This window comes from Paenibacillus sp. FSL P4-0081, assembly GCF_000758565.1.
Classification (GTDB): Bacteria; Bacillota; Bacilli; order Paenibacillales; family Paenibacillaceae; genus Paenibacillus_AQ; species Paenibacillus_AQ phytohabitans.
Genome location: NZ_CP009280.1, coordinates 3,853,244 through 3,874,355, shown reverse-complemented (window position 1 = coordinate 3,874,355; position 21,112 = coordinate 3,853,244). Strand labels below are relative to the sequence as shown.

20 protein-coding genes are annotated in these 21,112 nt (G+C 46.8%); 8 read left to right on the top strand and 12 right to left on the bottom strand.

Translation table 11 applies throughout. The features are described from left to right. The first annotated feature begins 420 nt into the window (after nucleotides 1–420). Genes P40081_RS16535 through P40081_RS40040 form a run of 5 tightly spaced genes read left to right on the top strand, consistent with a single transcriptional unit; the run spans nucleotide 421 to nucleotide 5,393 of the window. Entirely contained in the window at nucleotides 421–2,526 is a 2,106-nt protein-coding gene (locus P40081_RS16535; RefSeq protein WP_042136941.1) for a peptidase domain-containing ABC transporter, read from the top strand. After that, on the top strand, nucleotides 2,523–2,933 hold the full coding sequence (locus P40081_RS16530; protein ID WP_042136940.1) for a thioredoxin family protein: 411 nt from the start codon (nucleotides 2,523–2,525) through the stop codon (nucleotides 2,931–2,933). Before P40081_RS16535 ends, P40081_RS16530 begins: the two co-directional genes overlap by 4 nt. Before the next feature lie 19 nt (nucleotides 2,934–2,952). Next, on the top strand, nucleotides 2,953–4,245 hold the full coding sequence (locus P40081_RS16525) for a glycosyltransferase (RefSeq protein ID WP_042136939.1): 1,293 nt from the start codon (nucleotides 2,953–2,955) through the stop codon (nucleotides 4,243–4,245). A gap of 15 nt (nucleotides 4,246–4,260) precedes the next feature. Next, nucleotides 4,261–4,938, top strand: coding sequence for a DsbA family protein (locus P40081_RS16520; protein ID WP_052421858.1), 678 nt, complete (start codon nucleotides 4,261–4,263; stop codon nucleotides 4,936–4,938). A 38-nt stretch (nucleotides 4,939–4,976) separates the two neighbouring features. Continuing rightward, a complete protein-coding gene (locus tag P40081_RS40040; protein ID WP_042136938.1) occupies nucleotides 4,977–5,393 on the top strand; it encodes a disulfide bond formation protein B in 417 nt (138 codons plus the stop codon). A gap of 77 nt (nucleotides 5,394–5,470) precedes the next feature. Here the strand turns inward: P40081_RS40040 and P40081_RS16510 are convergent, their stop codons facing one another. Together P40081_RS16510 and P40081_RS16505 are read right to left on the bottom strand one after the other, a co-directional pair. Beyond that, nucleotides 5,471–8,212, bottom strand: a complete 2,742-nt coding sequence (locus P40081_RS16510; protein WP_052421857.1) for a CHASE3 domain-containing protein — start codon at nucleotides 8,210–8,212, stop codon at nucleotides 5,471–5,473. Nucleotides 8,213–8,312: 100 nt separating this feature from the next. Beyond that, nucleotides 8,313–8,696: a DivIVA domain-containing protein gene (locus tag P40081_RS16505; RefSeq protein ID WP_042136936.1), complete on the bottom strand. Its 384-nt coding sequence runs from the start codon at nucleotides 8,694–8,696 to the stop codon at nucleotides 8,313–8,315. A gap of 190 nt (nucleotides 8,697–8,886) precedes the next feature. Between P40081_RS16505 and P40081_RS16500 the strand changes: the two genes are divergently transcribed. After that, entirely contained in the window at nucleotides 8,887–9,450 is a 564-nt protein-coding gene (locus tag P40081_RS16500) for a TraR/DksA C4-type zinc finger protein (RefSeq protein ID WP_042136935.1), read from the top strand. A 33-nt stretch (nucleotides 9,451–9,483) separates the two neighbouring features. Here the strand turns inward: P40081_RS16500 and P40081_RS16495 are convergent, their stop codons facing one another. Beyond that, nucleotides 9,484–9,843, bottom strand: coding sequence for a replication termination protein (locus tag P40081_RS16495; protein WP_039292873.1), 360 nt, complete (start codon nucleotides 9,841–9,843; stop codon nucleotides 9,484–9,486). A 1,547-nt stretch (nucleotides 9,844–11,390) separates the two neighbouring features. Here P40081_RS16495 and P40081_RS16490 point away from each other — a divergent pair. Continuing rightward, nucleotides 11,391–11,960, top strand: a complete 570-nt coding sequence (locus P40081_RS16490; protein WP_042136934.1) for a spermidine/spermine N(1)-acetyltransferase — start codon at nucleotides 11,391–11,393, stop codon at nucleotides 11,958–11,960. Nucleotides 11,961–12,086: 126 nt separating this feature from the next. Here the strand turns inward: P40081_RS16490 and P40081_RS16485 are convergent, their stop codons facing one another. Continuing rightward, complete coding sequence (locus tag P40081_RS16485; RefSeq protein WP_052421856.1) at nucleotides 12,087–12,743, bottom strand: general stress protein; 657 nt, start codon at nucleotides 12,741–12,743, stop codon at nucleotides 12,087–12,089. A 111-nt stretch (nucleotides 12,744–12,854) separates the two neighbouring features. Then, entirely contained in the window at nucleotides 12,855–15,347 is a 2,493-nt protein-coding gene (gene hrpB, locus P40081_RS16480) for an ATP-dependent helicase HrpB (RefSeq protein ID WP_042136933.1), read from the bottom strand. A gap of 118 nt (nucleotides 15,348–15,465) precedes the next feature. Between hrpB and P40081_RS16475 the strand changes: the two genes are divergently transcribed. Beyond that, complete coding sequence (locus tag P40081_RS16475; RefSeq protein ID WP_042136932.1) at nucleotides 15,466–16,506, top strand: hypothetical protein; 1,041 nt, start codon at nucleotides 15,466–15,468, stop codon at nucleotides 16,504–16,506. A gap of 67 nt (nucleotides 16,507–16,573) precedes the next feature. On the opposite strand, the gene P40081_RS16470 is transcribed toward P40081_RS16475, so the two are convergent. The 7 genes from P40081_RS16470 to P40081_RS16440 all read right to left on the bottom strand — a co-directional run bounded on the left by P40081_RS16470 (nucleotide 16,574) and on the right by P40081_RS16440 (nucleotide 21,053). After that, the gene (locus P40081_RS16470) at nucleotides 16,574–16,972 is read right to left on the bottom strand and encodes a DnaJ family domain-containing protein (RefSeq protein ID WP_042136931.1); all 399 of its coding nucleotides are present in this window, start codon (nucleotides 16,970–16,972) and stop codon (nucleotides 16,574–16,576) included. Between the two features lie 64 nt (nucleotides 16,973–17,036). Further along, complete coding sequence (locus tag P40081_RS16465) at nucleotides 17,037–17,426, bottom strand: GIY-YIG nuclease family protein (protein WP_042136930.1); 390 nt, start codon at nucleotides 17,424–17,426, stop codon at nucleotides 17,037–17,039. Between the two features lie 56 nt (nucleotides 17,427–17,482). Continuing rightward, nucleotides 17,483–18,250 carry a DUF2087 domain-containing protein gene (locus P40081_RS16460; RefSeq protein ID WP_042141144.1) on the bottom strand — a complete coding sequence of 256 codons (768 nt, stop codon included), beginning with the start codon at nucleotides 18,248–18,250 and terminating at the stop codon, nucleotides 17,483–17,485. Nucleotides 18,251–18,424: 174 nt separating this feature from the next. After that, nucleotides 18,425–18,769, bottom strand: a complete 345-nt coding sequence (locus P40081_RS16455; RefSeq protein ID WP_042136929.1) for a DUF1801 domain-containing protein — start codon at nucleotides 18,767–18,769, stop codon at nucleotides 18,425–18,427. Nucleotides 18,770–18,805: 36 nt separating this feature from the next. Continuing rightward, a complete protein-coding gene (locus tag P40081_RS16450) occupies nucleotides 18,806–19,498 on the bottom strand; it encodes a Rossmann-fold NAD(P)-binding domain-containing protein (RefSeq protein WP_042136928.1) in 693 nt (230 codons plus the stop codon). A gap of 56 nt (nucleotides 19,499–19,554) precedes the next feature. Next, a complete protein-coding gene (locus P40081_RS16445) occupies nucleotides 19,555–20,388 on the bottom strand; it encodes an oxidoreductase (protein WP_042136927.1) in 834 nt (277 codons plus the stop codon). A gap of 68 nt (nucleotides 20,389–20,456) precedes the next feature. Beyond that, nucleotides 20,457–21,053: a TetR/AcrR family transcriptional regulator gene (locus P40081_RS16440; RefSeq protein WP_231575375.1), complete on the bottom strand. Its 597-nt coding sequence runs from the start codon at nucleotides 21,051–21,053 to the stop codon at nucleotides 20,457–20,459. Nucleotides 21,054–21,112 lie beyond the last annotated feature (59 nt).

The window sequence follows — 21,112 nt, the reverse complement described above, 5'->3', positions numbered from 1 at the left end:
CTCTACAAAATGCGATATTCATACTTGTTATAAACACTTTCTAATGATTCATGCGATTCCTTCACAGTTATTAATTTACATTCTAATCATTTTTTTGACTTATTATTACTTTTAATTAAAAATATTGCGTATCATGTAAGGTTGGACTATTATGACAATATTCCATGGAAAAAATTACTAAAGGAGAAGAGAAGATGAATAAAACCTCGATTTCGGACATTTTTGAAGAACTTAATGCAGATGAATTTGATTTGAATGGGGCTGGCTTTAGCGCTGCAGAATGCGCTTACTTATGGTCGATGTGCCTCATATACCCGCAAGGTTGTACAAGCCCTTGCGTACTCTTTTACCAAGGCTGTTCTTAAGTATTGGTTATAAAGGCCCCGGAAGGGGCCTTTATCTCAATGGGGGATGCATACGATGCTTAAAAAAATTCATATTCATACAAAACAACAAGACTCTGCAGATTGCGGCACAGCATGTGTTATGAGCCTGTTAAATTTTTATGATAACTATCTTAATTATCAATATCTTAGAGATATACTAAAAACTGATACTACGGGAACAAGGTCAAGCAGTATGATCCATTCTTTGCAAAATCTTGGGTTTGAGGCAAAACTGGTCCGATTAAAACAGTTAAATGTGGTCTCCATGCAAAAAATTGTATATCCGTGCATTGCACATACATTCGTTGCCGGTCTTGAACACTACATCGTTCTTTATGGTCTTAAGAAGAATAGATTGATCGTTAGTGACCCCCAAAAGGAAAAAATATGTCTAGTAAGCTTCGATGAATTTATTTCTTCTTTTACAGGAGTAATAATCCTGGCATATCCTTCATTAAGCACTTCATTAATCTCGCCCATGCAAAAGAAAAAAAATAGTGCAGGTCAAAAAATATGGCGGATTTGCAAGCATAACCTGCCCTATATTCTTCTCTCTGCTTTTTTTGCTTTGGTTGCTGCTATATCTGCTGTCGTATTTTCTTATATTTACCGAGCAGCATTTGACTTTGTTGTTCCTGAGAAAAACGAAGATTTACTGAACCAGATCATAGGAGCTTTCTTGCTAATTATTCTCGTTAAGGGTTTGTTTGAATTTCTGAGAGGAATGTTCATCTCTATGCTTAGTAGAAGAATTGATGATCGTTTGGCTAATCATTTTTTTACAAAAATACTTAAATTACCCTTAAATTTTTTTACTAGCAGAGAAAACGGAGATACTCTTGCACGTTTTCACGACATTTCTAGTGTTAGAAATTTAATCAGTAACACTTTAATTTTGAGTGCCATTGACCTGATGACTATCTGCATAACCTCTTTCATCTTGTATAAGGAGAATCAACAGCTGTTTTTAATATCGCTCTCGCCGGTGCTAATTTATCTGTGCATCAACAGCTTGTTCTTCAATCAATTACATAAATCCAGCAAAAAAAGTATAGAAGATCAATCTTATTTGACCAGTCATATGATTCAAGTACTTGAAGGCATGGAATCCATACATGCCCTTAATAAACAGCCTTATGTCCATCAGAATCTCATTAATAAATTGAAGGGAGTTCTTAAGCGGAATTTTCTATTCAACCTGCTTTCCAATATCAACATTTCACTCACTCGAACTATCCAATCATTTTTTAGCCTGGTTGTCTTATGGGTCGGCATCAAACAGATTATTAATGATCAGTCCAGCATTGGACAATTAATGACCTTTACGGCACTTGCCAGCTACTTCATTCTTTCGGTGGAACGATTGGTAAATGCTCAGCCTGACATCATTAAAGCTTATGTTGCCGTTAACCGATACTACGAATATTTGGATTATCCGACCCCTGAGAACAGTGTTTCCGGAATCCTCTGCAGAATTGATTCCATTATTTTTGATAAGCTTTCCTACTCGTACACCAACAGCAAGGTGCTGGAGAATTTATCTCTCGTGATATCACGTAACGAAAGTATCGCAATTGTTGGACAGAGTGGTTCGGGTAAAACTACTTTGGCCAAATTGATTGTTCGTATTCTGGATTCAAATGAAGGCAAATTAATGATAAATCATACGGATATCAATAACCTTGATATATATTCTGTCCGTCAGAAAATCATTTATCTATCACAAAACCCTTTCTTTTTTGCCGGAAGCTTACGGGAGAACTTGTGTATGGGTACCGATTTTACGGAGAAAGAGCTTAAAATTGCTTGTGAAGCTGCCTGTATCTGGGAAGAAATTCAGCGGATGCCTGGGCAACTTGGCTATGCCGTATTAGAGAGCGGGAGCAATTTTTCATTAGGACAAAAGCAAAGACTCTCATTAGCACGTGCTCTTCTTAATAAGCCTGAAGTAGTGATTTGTGATGAGATCATGAGCAATGTTGATGTGGAGAAGTGCCGTATAATCTACAATAATCTACAAAATATCCAGCTTACAAGATTATATATTACTCATAAGCCTGAGGATATCCCTTATGTAGATAAAATCTTTGACCTTGATAAAAACATGTTAATTAAGATTCGCGAGGAGGTTTCGGTGTGATCAAAAAGCTTATTCTCTTAACAGTTTCAGTAGCAGCAGTAATTATTTTGTTATTGAATGTATTCCACTCCATTGGAGCTGAAAAACCCCTGTATACAAATATCACCCTCTCAGAATATCAAAAGAAAATTAGTGATCTTGAAAATTTCTCGATTTATATCTATGCTACATCCTGCCGAGCGTGTCAGACTTTTAAACCCATTGTTAACGAAGTGCTTAAAAACAAACCAAATGTAGTCTATGCTCTAAATCTTGATAAAAACCAAAATAGAGATCTATCCTTTTTAAAAGAACAAAATATCTCACTAACCCCTACGATGGTAAACTACGAAAAAGGTAAAGAGATCGCCATAAAAGAAGGCGTTCTATCTGAAACTGAACTAAAAAACTTTTTAAATCTTAATTAGTGTAAGAAGGGAGTACCGTATGCTACTCGCAGATATCTTTCAACATATTCGTAAGGAAAATCCTCTTTGCATAGATAACGATTTGGCCCAGATAATTGAGTGCATTACATATATTAATCCCCATCCGCAAAACAATGAAAAGACAGAAATCATTCACGAATTCCCTTTATCGTTTAAGAATGAACCTTCCCCGCTCCTTACTTTTTGTGTACTAACGAAAAATGAAGAGAGATGTATTCAGAGATGTATTCAGAGCATTTACAATCATGCCGACGAGATTATAGTAATTGATACAGGCTCAACGGATAACACCTTAGAAGTAATTAGATCCGAATTTGAAGGGATCCGCATCTATAATAAGGAATGGACTAACGATTTTTCGGATATTCGCAACTACGCCTTAAATCTAGCGACGTATACATGGGTTTTTTTTCTCGATGCTGATGAGTACATGAAACCAGAGAGTCTAGATACCCTGAAGGATACTCTGAAGCTGGCAGAAATGATAGAGGACCAATGCTATTGTCTCAGTCCGTCCATTCTTGATTTAAATGGCAACCGATATACCAATACGCAAAGAATTTTGAACAAGAAATTTGATTTTTACTACACTGGTAGAGTACATGAAGAACCTAAATCTCATCGATTCAATAAGGTTTTTGATATTGGCCTTTCACTAACTATTTTTCATGACGGTTATGAGCAAAATATTTATCTCAACAAGAGAAAGGCTGAACGAAACATGAATATGATTAAATTAATGCTGAATGAAGAACCAAATAATCTTAAATGGAATTATTATCACGCTAGAGCGCTTCTCAGATATCAACAAGCACCGGAAGAATATGAAGCAGAACAAGAACTGCTAAGAGTATCAGTGACAGTGAATAAATACACTTCAAGATCTCTTATATTACTGGGTCAGCTCTACTGCAAACGCGCTGATATCATGAATCTAAAAAAGATCATCGCTTTAATTAAGGAATCTAATACATTCGTTCCTCAGGTTGATCTTATGTATCTGGAAATGGCTTTGAACCTCATGCTCGTACTTACCAGAATGAACACTATACGAAATGAAGCAGAGAAACTGATAGGTGGAATTAATAATAGCTTGATTCATTCCAGAAATGAACACCTAAAGAATATAGCGGGGCTGTATAGTTTTCATATGGCTGATTTCAACAAAATTACCGATTTTCTCACGTCTAATGAGAACAGTTTAAATGAAATCCCAATTATACATGAAGAAATCGCTTCCTCTTTGAATCTATTGGACAGGATGAAACATAAATTATCGCAGATATATTAAAAGGGGTGTTTTCATTTGAAAAAAAATACGTTGCTAGTTACTGTTGTTGTTGTGCTGGCTGTCTTCTTCTCGGTTATGGGAGCCGCAAAAAGCTCACAAAGAAGTGAACTTGAGAAAATCCCGTCCTTGATGGACGCAGTAGGACAAATCACATTAACTCCAGGAGATTTCAAACTCGATAAGCAGCCTTCGATGGGTGATCCCAGTGCTCCAGTAAAGGTTATAGAATTCATTGATTATAAATGTCCTTCTTGCAAGAAATGGGATGCGGAAAGCTTTCCAAAATTCAAGCAAGAGTTTATTGATACAGGTAAGGTGCAATTTTTCGTCATAAACTTCCCCTTTCTAGGGCCTGATTCCATTGAAGCCGCAATGGCTGCAGAGTCCATTTTCCAACAAGATTCCAATAAATTTTGGGAGTTCAAAGTGCAATTGTACAGCTATCAAGGAAAGGAAAAAAACGTGTGGGCTACTGAAAAACTCCTAAAAAAAATTGTCAGTGAAAATATTAACGGAATTGATCAGAAGAAATTTGCAGCAGATTTAGAGAATCACACTTATCTTCTAAATGTTAAAGAGGATTTTAAAATATCAGCTGCCAATGGAGTATATGGAACCCCTTCATTTATAGTCAATGGCACTTTAGTCAAAACAGATGATCTCAGCGAAAAAATCGCTCAAATGACTAAATAGCTTTCATTGGAAGACTCATTGTATGAAAGGAACCGCAGATGAAGCTAATCAAAACAGAAGGCTATTTTCTAGCCATAACGGTCTCTATAATCAGTGTAATCAGTACTATTTACTTTATAGCTGTCATGGGTTTTAAACCTGGCATCTTATGCTGGATTCAGATTGTACTAATGATATCAGTAATGTTTTCACTCGGACTTAAGTATAAATACAAACCTCAGCAGTGTAGAATCTATAGTATAGCTGTATCATCGACTGGTGTAATCTTCTCAATCTATCATATAGTAAAGCAAAAAATGAGCAGTATACCGTCTCAATGTGTAATTGGGAAATCTGCATGCAATGAAGAATACTTAAATATATTCGGTTTTATATCAATTCCCACTCTTGCACTTCTTGCTTTCTTTAGTATCGTCTTATTTCTTTATTTATCTTGTGAAGAAAAACAAACATAAATAACTCTAATTAAAAGAGCCGGGAAGAAACCAATAAATGGTTTACTTCACGGCTCTTTAGTATGCAAAATCAACTTCTATACGCCATCCTGGATCCACCGGCACATCCGGCTGACTACATCTTTCATTACTACAGGCTTGCTTATGAAATCTGTTGCTCCTGCAGTCAGACAGCGTTCACGGTCTTCCTTCATAGTCTTGGCTGAAATCGCAATGATCGGAAGCTCTGTGAGTAATAGTTCTTCCCGGATAATCGACAAGGTATCGTAGCCATCGAGATTCGGCATCATGATGTCAAGCAATACAATATCCAAGTCAGGCTGTTCTCTGACCATCTGCAGACACTCGTAACCTGTCTGGGCAGTGAGGATATTCATTTCATAAGGCTCCAGGCCCTTCTGCAGTGCAAAAATATTACGTGCATCATCATCTACAATCAGCACAGTTCTGCCCTGAAGCTTCTGGAACTCCTTTTCAAACAGTAAATCCTTGCTGTTGACCTGCGTCTCCCGCCGGACAGACTCTGCCTGTTCAGACGCTGCTGCAGCCTGGGTCTGCCCCGTGAGGCTATCAGGCTCTTCCCCGCTGTCCAGCTCACGGCATGGAAGATAGAGCGTGAACGTGCTGCCTGCACCCTCTTCACTCTCCAGGCTGATATGTCCGCCCAGCAGCTTGGCTAACTGTAGCGAGATGGATAGCCCTAATCCGGTTCCTCCGAATCTGCGCGCAGTCGTCCCGTCAGCCTGACGGAAGGCCTCAAAGATCAGTTCGCGGTTCTCCGCCGAAATGCCGATACCCGTATCTTTTACAGCAAAGGACAGTAAGGATTCATTCATGGCGTAATTCATATCCGAGTAGGAATCCAGCTTATGGACATCCACAGAGACTGAGCCATGCTGTGTGAATTTGAACGCATTGGACAGCAGATTACGCAGGATCTGATGCATCCTCATTTCATCGGTGAAGAACAGATCGGGAACCTCCGCGCCGATGGTCACCTTAAATTCTAAATTCCTTCCCTCAGCGAGCTTACCGAAATAACCCTGCAGCAGGGACGGCAGCTCAGTAAGATTAACGGCATCCATTTCCACCAGCATTTTGCCGGCTTCCACCTTGGAGAGATCAAGAATATCATTAATCATACTCAGCAGATCACTGCCGGAATTGTAAATTACTGAGGCATACCCCTGTTCTTCTTCTGTCAATGTATGATTGCGGTTCTCCGTAAGCAGCTGTGAGAGAATCAGCATGCTATTGAGCGGTGTGCGCAGTTCATGTGACATATTGGCCAGAAACTCCGATTTATAGCGGGAGCTAAGCTCAAGCTGTTCATTGTACCGCTCCAGCTCTATTGCTGCGTTCTCTGCCACAGACTTCTGATCCTCAAGCTCCTTGTTCACTGTCAGCAATTCACTGGTCTGGTTCTGCAGCTCCTCAGTCTGTACCTGAAGCTCCTCCGACTGTACCTGCAGCTCTTCGGATTGCACCTGCAGCTCTTCATTCATAACCTGTGAATCATGCAGCAGCTTCTGAATCTCCATCCGTGTCATTACGGAATTGACGGTCACGCCCATCATTTGGAGCAATTCATCCAGCAGCTCGAAGTGATAAGGAGCCCACCGTGTAAGCGCAGCAACCTCCAGCACCGCCACCGTCTTGTTCTCAAAAACAATCGGAGCGATGACCGCAAAACGCGGAGCCGTCCTGCCCAGCCCGGAAGAGATATAAACATAATCCTCCGGCAGATGCTCGATAATGTTAACCCGCTGATCCAATGCGCACTGACCGATCAAACCCGCTCCAGGCTGAACGAGATCTCCGCTTAAACGGGCTTCCTTGTTCTCGGCTCCCGCATAGGAGTACCTCCGCTCAAAAAGCTCATCCCGGTTAAGCACAAATATAGTGGCGTACTGCATTTCCAGCATCAGCGACAGGCGGTTGATAAAGATCCGGCACAAAGCAGCCATATCCGTCGTTTCCTGCAGTGCAATAGACATCGAAGTAAGCTGTTCGCTGTTCCACTGATCCCGCTGCACAGTGTCCAGCAGGCCATTGGTCGCTTCTCCCAATTCATAGATCTCATCAAACGTCTTCACTTTGATGCGCTCTGACTTATTCCCTCCGCCGGCTATTTCGTTTATGGCCCGGATCACACTGTGCAAAGGATTCACAATGCTGGCTGAGAGCAGATAGGTAATGAGTGAGGCTAATAGGGCTACGAGGCCCCAAAGAATGTACATCGTAATGAGCAGCTTATGGTTGCTGTCTTTTAGATTGTTAATACGCTCATTGGTAAGCGTGCGTTCAATATCGCGGAAGTAATCGGATTGCGAGCGAATCGCATCGATCACAATTTTACCTGCATCATTGCGAAAAAAAGCACTTACAGTCTCATCCTGGCCATTCCGCTTCAGATCAACTACATATTGACCGGCCTCATCGATCCATTTCTCAATATTATCTGATATGTTATTCAGGTTCCCCACTTGCTCCGGATTATCTATAATCAGACCGTTTAGCTTCGCGAAATTAATCCGCCATTCTACAAGACCGTTGTTATATGGCTCCAGGTAAGACTCGTCCCCGGTAAGGGCGTATCCCCTTTGCCCGGTCTCCATATCCAGTACATTTTTTTCAATTTGATATGTAAGTTCATGAACCTCGATATCATGGTCACTCAGAAACACGGTTTCTTTCTCCAGGCTGGTAATCCTGTTGGAGACGATAACCAGAAACAGCCCCAGCATTAATAAAATGATGACATATCCAAGTGCGATTTTGCCACGGATCTTCAAGCTCCACGCATGCTTCTCCGGCAATGGTCCAACCCCCATCTTGCGTTATAATATACTGCATTCCCTATAATTGTAAAGGCTGGAGCAAAGGTTCACAAGCAGACCGGTTTCCAGGTGTGCAGCCCTACAAATATCCTTCTGTGCGCGGCAATCTGTCCTTGAGCTGCCGTACATTGGCTTCCAGTTTAATAATAATTTCTTCCAAATCCAGCGGATCGATCCCTTTGATAACCGGAGCAGGTGCTGTTGCTGCCTTGGTCTCGGCCTTCAACTCCTTCATTTCAATCTGCTGCTCCTGCCACTTATCCATCAGATCGGCAATGGTAGCATAGAACCGCTCATAATCCTTAATTACACTATCCAGAAACGTATCCACTTCCTCGGCATCGTAACCACGAAGCTTCATGCTGAATTCCTTCTCATGAATAGTAAGTGCATCCAGGGTAATTCCGAGCTGGCTGAACAGCTTTCTTTGCTTGTCCAACCGGCGTTTCATATGTTCGTCCATTTAAGTAACCTCCAAAGTTATGCTGCATTCATCCGGCAGTAATTATTATAACAGGGTGAAAGCAACCTGAAAACATCACTAAAGTTGCATTTCAGCAGAACGGAGCCTGCTGATTGCACTCCGGGACAATAGGGTAAGGAAAGATTACAACAGTATAACTACTACACACACCCGAAAGGAAGATGACCCGATGAGCCACTTATCAAAATCAGAGTTGACTAAGCTCCGGCAGCTACTTGAGGAGCGCAAAACAGAACTGGAACAGCATTTCTCCAGCAACGGGGCTGAAGACAGCCTGCTGGGCGATTCACTCACACTCTCTACGGGAGAACTCTCTTCAGTCGATAACCACCCTGCCGATACAGGAACCGAAACGTTTGAACGCAGCCGTGACCTGTCCATCAACACTTCACTTTCTGAAGAATTAACCGATATCGAAGCTGCCCTTCAGCGGATCGAAGACGGTACTTATGGAATCTGTGAAATCAGCAAACAAGAAATTCCTTATGAACGTCTTGAAGCCATCCCCTACACCCGTTACGCCGTTGAATATGCCCCGTCCAGCCGGAATTCAGACGTGCGTCCCGTGGAAGAAGAAGTCATGACTCCGCCGCCTTCCGGCGCGGGCCAGGGACGGCAGGAGCATAGCGGGAGATTCGATGATGCCGGAGCCTGGGAAGCTGTCGAGGATTACGGCAGTGCAAGCTCACCTGTCACCACTCCGGGCCAGGATACCGAAGAAGAGGATTCCTGAGTTACGGGCGGAATAGCGATCAATAGATCAGCTTCAGAAGTTGTCTGCTACCGCCTTATTCAGTATCCCCAGACAGCGGTCCAGATCAGTCTTCACCTGTTTTTTGTACAGCTTGGCCTTCTCCTCCCCGTCGGCAGTGAAATGGTATAGAACAATTTCCTGGAAATCAACTTTGGGATCACTGCCCTTTAGCTGCTTCGTGCGGTAAAGTATCCCCTGCTGCACTAATTCATGCAGCGCACGGTAAATTTCACTTTGGGGAGGAGAATACCCATACGCTTTGAAATCTCTCCGCAGATCCTCCAGCATCTGATAACCGTATCCTTTGTGCTGTTCCACCATAGTAATCAGATATACCTTTATAAACGCCCGCTGGGCAATCATAAACGCCATAGGACACCTCCTGGGTGTTTTTTTGATATGGATTCTTTGATATGAATTGTTTGATAGGGTTGTTTACAGTTTGTTATGACTTACTTGTATCCCTAGTATAAACCCTATTTCCCATCATTCACAACAAGCAATGCCCAAGTAAAAATTCAGGATATCGGAAGGGTTGGAATTAAAGGTTCCTTTTTCCGGTTCGAAAAGTTTGATAGGTACGTGGCTAGTTTGGTCTAAGGAGTGTGAGTGGATAGGTATGTGGTGGCATTTTTAGTATTTCTATTGTGAATTTTTCATATGATGAATTTGCAGAATTATAGCGATTAAGTTAGCAAAGTGGCCTTGCTTGCTCAAGCGGACTGACATTCCGTTATCTTGTTCATTTGAGTAAAAATCGGGGCATTTCAGAATGTTTAACGGAATCACTCAGTCCGCATGCCCCTGTATTTAGCCAGAATTAACCGCTTAGCGGAATCTCAGTCCGCATTACAGTTGATTAGTCATGAAGAGCCCGCAAAGTTAAGGGTGACGAAATATAGAATTGGTCAGTTCCATCTTGATCACCCTAAGAGGTCGGGTATTTCATGTTTCTTGCATCTGGATACCTGTACTGACTGGACTTATTCATTATGAATTTTTAATTTGGGAGTTTATTTATAGGGATCTATTTATTGAGAAGTTATTTAAAGTAAATATAGATGGTGAGATTTTCAATCTAATCAAACTATTATGAATTTTTCACATAGTGATATTATATCAACAAGTTTTTTGGTTTTTTTCTTTGGTCTTCTGTTGGTCTTCTGTTGGTCTTCTGTTGGTCTTCTGTTGGTCTTCTGTTGGTCTTCTGTTGGTCTTCTGCTGGTGTTCTGTTGTTCTTCTGTCAATCCACTACTGGTCTACTGCTGGTCTACATTGAGTTATTTTATCCATCTGATTTCGTCCTTCTTTTTATTTTAATTAGCCGGGTTTAGTTTGTGTGTGTTCTTGGTCTGTTTTTGTTTGTGTGTCTTTCTCGTCTGTTTTTCTCCATCTGTTTTTCTTTGTATGTTTTTCTTTGTATGTTATTCTCGTCTGCTTCCCTTGTCTGTTTGTATTCTTTGTTTGGTACTTTGCTTCTTTTTAATGCTGGAGTTTCTAATGTGAATTATTCATGTATTGAAATTTCACTTCACTTCACAGATTTATTGTTGTAAATGCAACATAAATCATGTACTATTTTTTTACCACCCTGTCAAAATAATATTGCGGGCTGCAGCAGACACGGCAAGATTACACGAGCGAACAGTCCTAAATGTTGTACAAATTGCAACTTGTATGTTTTGATCCAAGGTGATTCGTAAAGATTGTTGTATGAAATACAAGAATCGACCACGCATAGCCGCTCAAACACAGGGAAATGCTGCTTTTTCTACAACAATTTTCGAATATACTCTATATTCTGCCGGGAATGATGTATTTCGTGCAGGATTTCAGTTAGTGTCGTTAGTCTCTGAAGTTCAGCCTATACAGGGTAGTTGTAATAACGGAAGAATGTTTGAGATAAGGAGGAATCATAAATGAGTATAGCTATAACAAAGTGCTCGGCCGGCGATTTGGGCTTGCTTCAAGACATTAGTGTTGAGACCTTCAGGGATACATTTGAGCATCAAAATTCAGCGGAAGTTATGCAAGCCTATTTAGAGAAAGCCTTTAACCTGGAGCAATTAAATACTGAGTTATCTAATAGCGCTTCTGAATTCTATTTCATCTACTCCAAAGGCGAGCTTGCCGGGTATTTGAAGGTAAACACGAATGAGGCCCAATCTGAAAATATGGGTAACCATTCGCTTGAAATCGAGCGGATCTATATCAGGAGGCCTTTTCACAATCAGAGACTTGGAAAATATCTGATTGATAAAGCCATAGCAATTGCGGTTGAGCGGAATATCGATAAAATTTGGCTGGGCGTGTGGGAACGAAACGGGGGTGCGATTGCTTTTTATACAAAAATGGGGTTTGTCCAGACCGGTACGCATTGTTTCTATATGGGTGATGAGGAACAGACTGATTATATAATGACCAAAACGCTTAACAGCACCGCAGCAGACGGTACAAAAATCACTTCAGATAAGCCGGGAAATTCATAGAACCTACGGACTCTTAGACGATACCTGCTTTATATCCCTCCCCAAAGCAAAGACTGCCCCAGGCCAAATGCTCCTGTAAGGCAGTCCTTGTTATTATTTATAATCATGTTGAGCCAATTTGCTCATTTAGAATTTATCGCGGTTATAGAGATCCGGATCGCTGTCGGCGTTCATCGCGCCTCTGTTGCCCAGCGTGTTGCCGACCCTTGTATCCTCAGGAATAATATCGGGATTCGTAGGTCCACGGTCTGTAAGTGTGCTGTTTACGGTATCGTCGGCATAGAGGCTGTCATAGCGGCTTGCGTTGAGGGAACGGTTGCCCCGGAAAACATTATGGATATCCCTGCCCCGGCCGTTGTCATCAACGAGGACGAGGATTTTGCCGCTGTCCACGTATCCTTCGTAATCACGCGCTTCATCCTCCGGAATGCCGAGTCCGATTAATCCGCCCACGAGTCCGCCTGCACCTGCGCCGATTGCAGCACCTGTTAAAGTGGCTACAATGGGACCTGCTGCGAGGATCGGTCCTATCCCCGGGATAGCGAGTGCGCCGATTCCTGCGAGTAATCCGGTGATTCCGCCGACTACGCCCCCGGTTGCCGCTCCTGTTGCTACACCTTCCGGCGCCATCGTTCCTGTATCCTCGGAAATGCTTTTTAAATCATCACGATCCCGTGTAATTACTGAAATATCGTCGTTAGTGAACCCTTGGCTCTGCAAACTTTCAATTGCTCTGGTCGCTTCTTGTTCTGTGTCGAATACACCTACGATTTTATCTGTCACTTGAAGCCCTCCTTCGAAATTGTCGTTCGCTATTGTATTACCCATTCACAGGTGTGCCAAACAGCGATTCCAATTCTTTGCGGGTTAATTTGCGTTAATATGCAAGAATGTTTATTTTGACGGACGGGTGCGGTTGGTTGGAATAGCCTGCAGCGGATCATCCGGCCAGTAGTGCTTGGGATAGCGGCCTTTCAAATCTTTTTTGACCTCAAAATAAGTGCCCTGCCAGAAGCTGGCCAGGTCTGAGGTCACCTGCATCGGCCTTCTGGCCGGAGACAACAGATGCAGCAGCACCGGAATCTTCCCTCCGCCAATCCTCGGCGTATCGGTCTGCCCGAACATTTCCTGCAGTCTGACGGCCAATACCGGAGATCCCGGATTGCTGTAATCCAGTGGAATACGCGAACCGCTAGGCACGGTAATATGTGTGGGCGCTTCTCTATTCAGCGTCTGCCTGCTGTTCCAGTCCAGCATACTCTCCAAAGCCTGCGTCAGATTCACACGCTGCAGATCGCGCAAATTGCGCATTCCGTGGATATACGGGGCCAGCCACTCGTCCAGGGTATCGCACAGCGCAGCATCGGACATATCCGGAAAGTCCGCCCGCAAGGTATGAAGGAAGCCCATCCGCTGGCGCAGCTGGAGGGTTCCCTTGTCCCACGGCAGCCGTTCCAGCCCTTCTGCAGCAATCACTTTCAGCAGTACGTGTTCCGTCTCTTCTGCGGTTGCGCGTTCATGCGTCGTCTCCTTCAGGATGAGCGCGCCCAGCCGGGTTACTCTGCGCGCCTTCACGCTTCCGCTCTCGTTGTCCCAGTAGACTTCGCGCTCTTCAAGAAGGCTGTCCGCATGATGCTTCAGCAGATCCTGCTCGGAGAGCTCTGCGGCAAGCATGATCCGGCTCTGCCCGGCACGGTCATCCACGCCGGGCGCCACAATATAGGGCGAGCGCGCCAGCGGCTGGCCCTCGCGCATCGCCGCCCCCCGGCCACCGGAGAGGAGAAACGCGCCATCGCCGCGTTTCTGCCCGATGCGGTCGGGATAGGCGAACGACAACAGCAGCCCGCTGAGGCTGATGTTGTCAGGCGGTCCGCCCGGCGCTGCCTGCAGCTGCGCCAGGAAGTTCCGGCTCTCGCGCTGCACCGCGCGAAGGGCCGCGGGGTCCGCTCCGCCGCCGGCAGCGGAGCGCCCGGACCCGAGCAGCGCCTCCACGCGCAGCGTGAGGTCGCTGCTTAGTGCCGCGGGACCCTTGAAAAGGTCCCGCTCCTGCAGCAGCGCCGCGAGCAGTGCCGCGAGCGGCGCCGCTGCAAGGTCTGCCGCGCGCAGCAGCATGTGCGCGATGCGCGGGTGCGCGCCGAGCGCGGCCATGCTGCGGCCGTGCGGCGTAATGGCGCCGCCGGCGTCCAGCGCGCCGAGCTGGCGCAGCAGCGCCGTGGCCTGCGCGTAAGGCGCGGCAGGCGGCGCATCGAGCCAGGCGAGCGCTCCGGGCTCCGGCACGCCCCACAGCGCCAGCTCCAGGGCAAGCTGCGCCAGGTCGGTCTCCATAATCTCCGGTACGTTATCGTCCGGAAGGCGGTCATGCTCCTCCCGGCTCCACAGCCGGTAGCACACGCCCGGCGCCGTGCGGCCGGCCCGGCCGCGCCGCTGATCCGCCGAGGCCTTCGAGACCGGCACCGTGGTCAGGCGCGGCATGCCGGTGCGCGGAGAGAACACCTGGGTCCGTCTAAGACCCGTGTCAATCACCGTGCGCACACCTTCAATCGTCAGACTGGTCTCGGCGATGGATGTCGCCAGAACGACCTTGCGTTCTCCCGGTACAGCCGCTGCGACTGCTGCTTCCTGCATCTGCTGCGGCAGCTGGCCGTAGAGCGGACGCAGCACAGTTCCCTCCGGAAGACCTCCGGAGGCCAGCTCCTGCTCCGTCCGGCGGATCTCCCGTTCGCCCGGCAGGAAGACCAGTACATCCCCCGGCTGCTCGGTAAGTGCCCGGCGCACGGCTGCGGCCGCCGCTAGCTCGGGATAGATCTTGTCGGGGCCCGGTACATACACCGTTTCAACCGGATACGTCCGTCCCGGACAGTTGACTACCGGCGCCCCGCCAAGCAGAGCCGATACCCGCTCACCATCCAGTGTCGCCGACATCACCAGAATGCGCAGATCCTCCCTCAATACACTCTGCGCTTCGAGCGTCAGCGCCAGCCCCAGATCAGCATGCAGGCTCCGCTCATGAAATTCATCGAAAATCACGAGTCCGACATCACCTAGCGAAGGATCGCTTTGCAGCATTCTCGTTAATACACCTTCTGTAACCACAACAATACGCGTATTCCTGCCCACCTTGGTATCCATCCGCATCCGGTATCCGACCGTCTGACCGACACTTTCCCCGAGACAGGAAGCCATATAAGCCGCCGCCGAACGGGCTGCCAGACGTCTGGGCTCCAGCATGAGAATGGTTTTGCCGGCCAGCCAAGGCTCGTCCAAAAAAGCCGGAGGGGTCCCTGTGGTCTTACCCGCTCCCGGCTCGGCGATCAGTATTGCTGCAGTAGTATCTGTAAGTATTCTTTTCAGGTCAGGGAGCACCTGCATAATTGGAAGCTGCTTCATTTCATCTCTCCATCATCCGCTACAAATTAGGTATAATTGGAATTAACATACTTTAATCAGCTATATCCATTTCATTATCATGGGCGAAACCGGCCCGGATATCAAGGAGTTCAGCCATATGAAGATTATAAAAGTGATCAGACTCATTTCTATGTCAGTTTTGGCGTTAAATGCACTAAGCGGGTGTACGCCCAAAGATACCGCCAACTCCCCCGCTTACGCCAGCAGCCAGACCTTTATTCCTGCCGTGCATCCCGTCCCGGAGCCTACGCCCGTCTTTTCGCCGGAAGCCCAGCCTTATGCAATGTCCGTCTCTTCAGGGGACAAAGTTAAGCAGCAGCTGCAATTCGTCTTTCATCATGGTTTTCTTCTGCGAGACGGCAGCCTGGAGACACAGGTTCCTTCTAATTATAGCTCCGCGGATACTGAACTGCCCCCTCATACGGAATTGAAGCTTGAGAGACTCTACGATTCTACCGCGGATACAGGCACGCAGTCATTCCTTCTCGCAAGCATCGTTTGGCCCACTAACAGTATCGGCAGTACTTTGGAGCAATGGCTGTATAGTTATGAACCCGGGAGAGGCTTCACCCTGCTGTGGTCATTGGCAGATGAGCAGCCCGCTGTGGCGACCACACAGATTGACGCGTACACGCTGCAAGTCAAGCTGGCAAAATACGGACTGACGCAGAATCTACGATTGCTGGATGAAGATATCCTCCGTTTGAAGAGCAATTCTTCTCTGCCGAATCCGCTCAGCCAGTCTGATCTGATAGATATAGGTACACCTACTGCTTACAGCCTGCAAGAGAACGGAACAGATCCTTCCTCATCATGGATTGTTAAGAGACTGGTCAATCTCGAATCCGCGCCTTTTATAGTTGGGAATCTATATACTGAGTTTGAGCTGAAGGGCGGGTCTGCCAGCGTGAGCCGGGCATTCCTCTCCAGTTATGCCAATCTGGCAGAAGGAGTTGTCCTTGACCGCATACTGATAGACAAGCTCCACCTTCCGTCAGACTCCGCAGAACTCCATTCTGCCTTAGCCCAAGCTTCTACTCTTAATACGAATCAGTTGGTCGAGGCAGTCCTGGCACTTGCTGAGCAAGGCATCATTCACGAAGAGCGCGGTTTCTATATCTATACTCCTCTGCCGTAAAACTCTTCAATGTAGTATAGAAAACAGCCCCCAGTTCTTCGAACTGGAGGCTGCTCCTACATATTCCTTACTCGTCCATTCCTTCAAGGCGCTGCCGGATCTTATCGCCGTAATCCATATAAGCCGCACTGCAGTCCAGTCCGCGTTCCTGCAGCAGGACCTGCAGACGCAGGCGCTTGAGGGACAGCTTGGATTCCAGCTCCTTGCGTTCGCCGCTATCGCTGTTCCCGCTGCGGTGACAGGCGGCCAGCAATTCTTCCAGGGTTACACACTCCGCACGCAGAGAGACTTCCTCCGGGAGCAGCCCTGCATTCTTCATGATCTTGTAGGACATCCGCAGATCCTCAGGCACTCCCGAGAGATCCTCCAGTTCCAGCGGCTTGCCATGCCCCGGCAGATTGGCAAACTCTCCGCTGCGCATGGCCTCCTGAATTCTCTGTTCTGCAAGCCAAGATAATATAGCCATACACCCCGCTCCATTCGCCAGCACCTGCTGTTTGCCCTTATTTTAGCACAGGCGCTGATGAAATTCATTCCCGGTTCACCTTCTCCTTATGATAACCCCGCTCCCCGTAAGGAGACAGCTGCTCCAGCCATTTGGTCTCCAGCTCCGGCAGCATTTTGCGGTATTTCTTCAATTCCTGTACATCTGCCACGAAATCTTCTTCAGGCTTAATCTGCTCCAATACCTCAAAACAGAATCCGGCCTCACCATATTTATTCCAATCGGCCTGCAGCTCCTTGTTGTCATGGTTGTTGATATCCAGCATGAACTTATGCTTGTTCCAGACCCCGTCAAGATTCAGGCTGCTTCCTACATACGCTTTGTCGTTGCCGGTATTTACAATTCTGTATACCCCCATCGGCCTGTGCGTGTGCGCATAATTATATCCCAGCTCTTTGCGTCTTGATTTATCCATTCTCTTGTCTCTCCTTCTCATCTGCGTTAGCTTATCTATTCTTCCATAAGCTTCTGCTATAATTTCACCCAGTAGCTGCTTCCGTCATCTTCGCGGTCCAGCAGTCCGTAATCGATCAGGTAGCGCCGCAGCGTCACATAATCGGGATAAGCCGATTCCAGCACGGCGTTAATTTCTTTCTCACTGTACTCGCGTCCCGTCTCAAAACGCTGGATCAAATGCCGCAGAATTGCCGCTTTGCGTTTCTGTTTCTTCGGGAACTCTGACAAGGGGCCGTCCAGGCCCTGTTTGAAATATGCACCCAATATCTCGGTATTCTCCTGTTCAGTAATGGCGAACCGTTCATCAACCATCACAGCCGTACGCGGAATACTGACAAAAGGGGATGAAGCCCCCGACTTCTCTTCGGCCAGCTCCATTACAGCCAGGAACAGCCTGGCCTGCTTCACCTTCTCCCTAAGGGTGAACCGGTGATTGCGGACTGTGGACGTGCTGCCGATTCCCAGCTCTTTGGCAGCCTCAGCGTCACTGAGACTTTGACGGAAGGCCTGCAGCAGACCCTTCTGCAGCTCCGTTAATCCGGTCAGCTTCTTATCCAGCGTAAGCAGCCAAGTGAACATCCCCCCATGCGTGCTCTCTACATGCAGGCCTGCGAACCTCTCAGCTTCATAGAATCGGTCCCCATCCTTATAAATAATACCCTTCTCGAACTGCTCACCGCAGACCAGACAATGGAACACAGCCAGGTGTCCGTCACCTTCACAGGTATAGCCCTGCTTCAATTCTGCAATGGAAGCATTCCAGAATTTCTCCGAAATCCGGATCGCTTCATTTCCTTCTGACAACTGGATCACCACATTCTTTGTTTGTTTTTACATAGACATAATATCATTACGTTTGTTATTTTACAACTATCTAATTAGAATGTTTGTTAAAAAAAACACCGCCAATCATGGCAGTGTCTCTGTATCCCGGCTGTGGTTATTTGATTATTCGTTCTATAATGAATCCGAGGCTTGTTTCAGCAAGGAGGACAGCAGTTCATAATCGACAGTCTTGCCCTCCGGCAGCTTGGTTGTCAGACGGTCCCCGCTTCCCGCTTCGAATTGGCCTTCAGGTACCTCCAGCGCTGCTGCATTGAATATGGAGAAGCTCACCCAGCCTTTGGCGGTGGAGATTACAGCTGCATATTTCCCGTTTTTGAGAAAATGCGGTTTGCCATACTGAATCCGTTCCGTCACGTCAGGGATAGTTTCTTGAATCACTTGACGCAATTTAGAGCATATCTCCGCTTGCCAGGGTGCTTTGATTTGAGCAATGAAATTTGTAACCTCTTCGTTCATGGAATCACCTTTTTCTGGAGGATGTGATGCAGGCTCTTACGGTATGGCTATAGCAGCAATATCCCGGTTCTCCACAATATCACGGTCATGGCCCCGGCTCACAATATGAATCATGGCCAGTCCCAATTCCTGCAGAGTTACGGCATACCCCGGAAATAAGGCGCGAAGCACGGGGTACACCCATCCAATAGCATAATAATATGTATGTGTGCGGGTCAAGCCCGGAGTAGGCCGGATAAATCCCGGACGAAAGAAGTAGGTTCCCCGGAACGGCAGCTTGCGCAGATCATTCTCTGTCTTGCCCTTCACTCTGGCCCACATACTGCGCCCTTGTTCTGTACTATCCGTTCCCGATCCGGTTACATAGCAGAAGACCATTTCCGGATTCACGGCAGACAGCTGCCGGGCCACATGCATCGTAAGATCATAGGTCAGCCTGCGGTATTCCTCTTCCTTCAACCCGACCGATGATACCCCAAGACAGAAGTAACAGGCATTATAGCCCGCAAGCTTGCCGCTGATGCTGCTGAGATCATAGAAATTCTCATGGATTATTTCGGTTACTTTGGGATGCGAAATGCCGGAGGGACGGCGGTTGATCAGCAGTATCTGTTCCACCTGAGGATGCGTAAGGCATTCATGCAGCACGCCTTCACCCACCATACCGGTAGAACCGGTAATAATTGTACGGATTTTGCCTCCTGCTGTTACAGGTTGGGATGATCTCATATATTCGCCTGCTTTCTTTGTAACTATTAGCTCTAACCGCTCTGCGTCTTATCTTATCAATCCGCGGCAAAATCCGCAGAAGTGCTAAGCGCCTCCCAGCGTAAGGTTTCGGCCAGCTTGGCCTGATCGATCTCCTTGGCCATCCCTACAGCATCACTGCCCAGCAGCAGACGGAGCGGCGGATGGGCCTCTTCCACAATCGCCAGCATTGCCTGCGCCGCTCTGGCCGGATCTCCGGGTTCTTGTCCTGTGCGGCTCCGTACATGCTTCAGCAGTTGACCTACTGTGTCCTTATACGGTTCTCCGGGTTCTACATGACTCATGGAAGGCCCCGCCCAATCTGTACGGAATCCCCCCGGTTCAACAATAGTTACCTTGATTCCCAGCGGGGCAGCCTCTTTGGCAAGTACTTCCGAGAAGCCCTCCACCCCCCATTTTGCCGATTGATACGCCGCGAGTCCCGGAGCCCCTGCACGTCCGCCGATAGAGGATATCTGCAGGAAATGCCCGCTTCCCTGCTCACGCAGAACAGGCAGCGCTGCCTTGGTGACATGGATGACCCCCCATAGATTTGTCTCCATCTGTGCCCGGAAATCATCCAGAGAAGTCTCTTCTATTGCAGAGATATTACCATAACCCGCATTATTTACAACAACGTCCAGACGCCCGAACCGTTCAACTGCAGCTGCGATAGCCGCCTCTGTCTCCCCCGGATCAGTCACATCCAGTGTAACCGCGAATATTTGCCCGCCGTAACGTTCTTCCAGATCCGCAAGCTGCTGCGGATTGCGGGCCGTGGCCACAAGTTTATCCCCATTAGCCAATACAGCCTCAGCAAGGGCACGGCCTAATCCGCGCGAGCTTCCGGTAATGAACCATACTTTTGACATATCCTTTAACCTCTTTCTCTTATTTATTAAACGATCGTTCGTTCTTTTATAATCAAAAAAAGAAATCATCAAGTCTTAATCGCATCCCAGCTAAGCTTGATAATCTCCGAAAGCCTGTCCTCGTTAAATTCGCCGTTTCCTTTGAAATGCTCCTTGGCCAGGGCGGTGACAGGGAAATAACAATAGGTCAACAGCAGACTGGCGTCAAGCTGCTTCAGCACGCCCTGCTGCTTCCCGCGCCCGATATAATCATGCAGGGGCTTGAACATCAGCGCCATACTCTCATCAAGGCATAATTTCGCAAGCAGCGGAGAATTGCTGAACTGCTCCAGGAACAGGAAATAATCCCGGTTCTCCAGCAAGAAATCACGCAGATTCCTCATCATAACCGCCATTCCCTGCTGCACCGGCTGATCGGCCTCAAGTCCGTGTACCATATTCAGGCTCATCTTCTCTTTCACACGGGTATACAGCTTGCCGAGCATGTCCTCCTTATTCGCAAAATAAACGTAAATTGTTGACGGTGACACCTGGGCACGCTTCGCAATCTTGGACATTGAAGTGTCGGAGAATCCGATCTCATTCAACAGCTCCAGGGTTGCCTGAAAAATAGCTTCACTTTTATTCTCATCTTTATGTCTCATGAGGTTATAATAAACGATCATTCGATTATCGTCAAGCCGGCATAAAATAACCCTGTACAGATCATGCGGATCTTGGGACA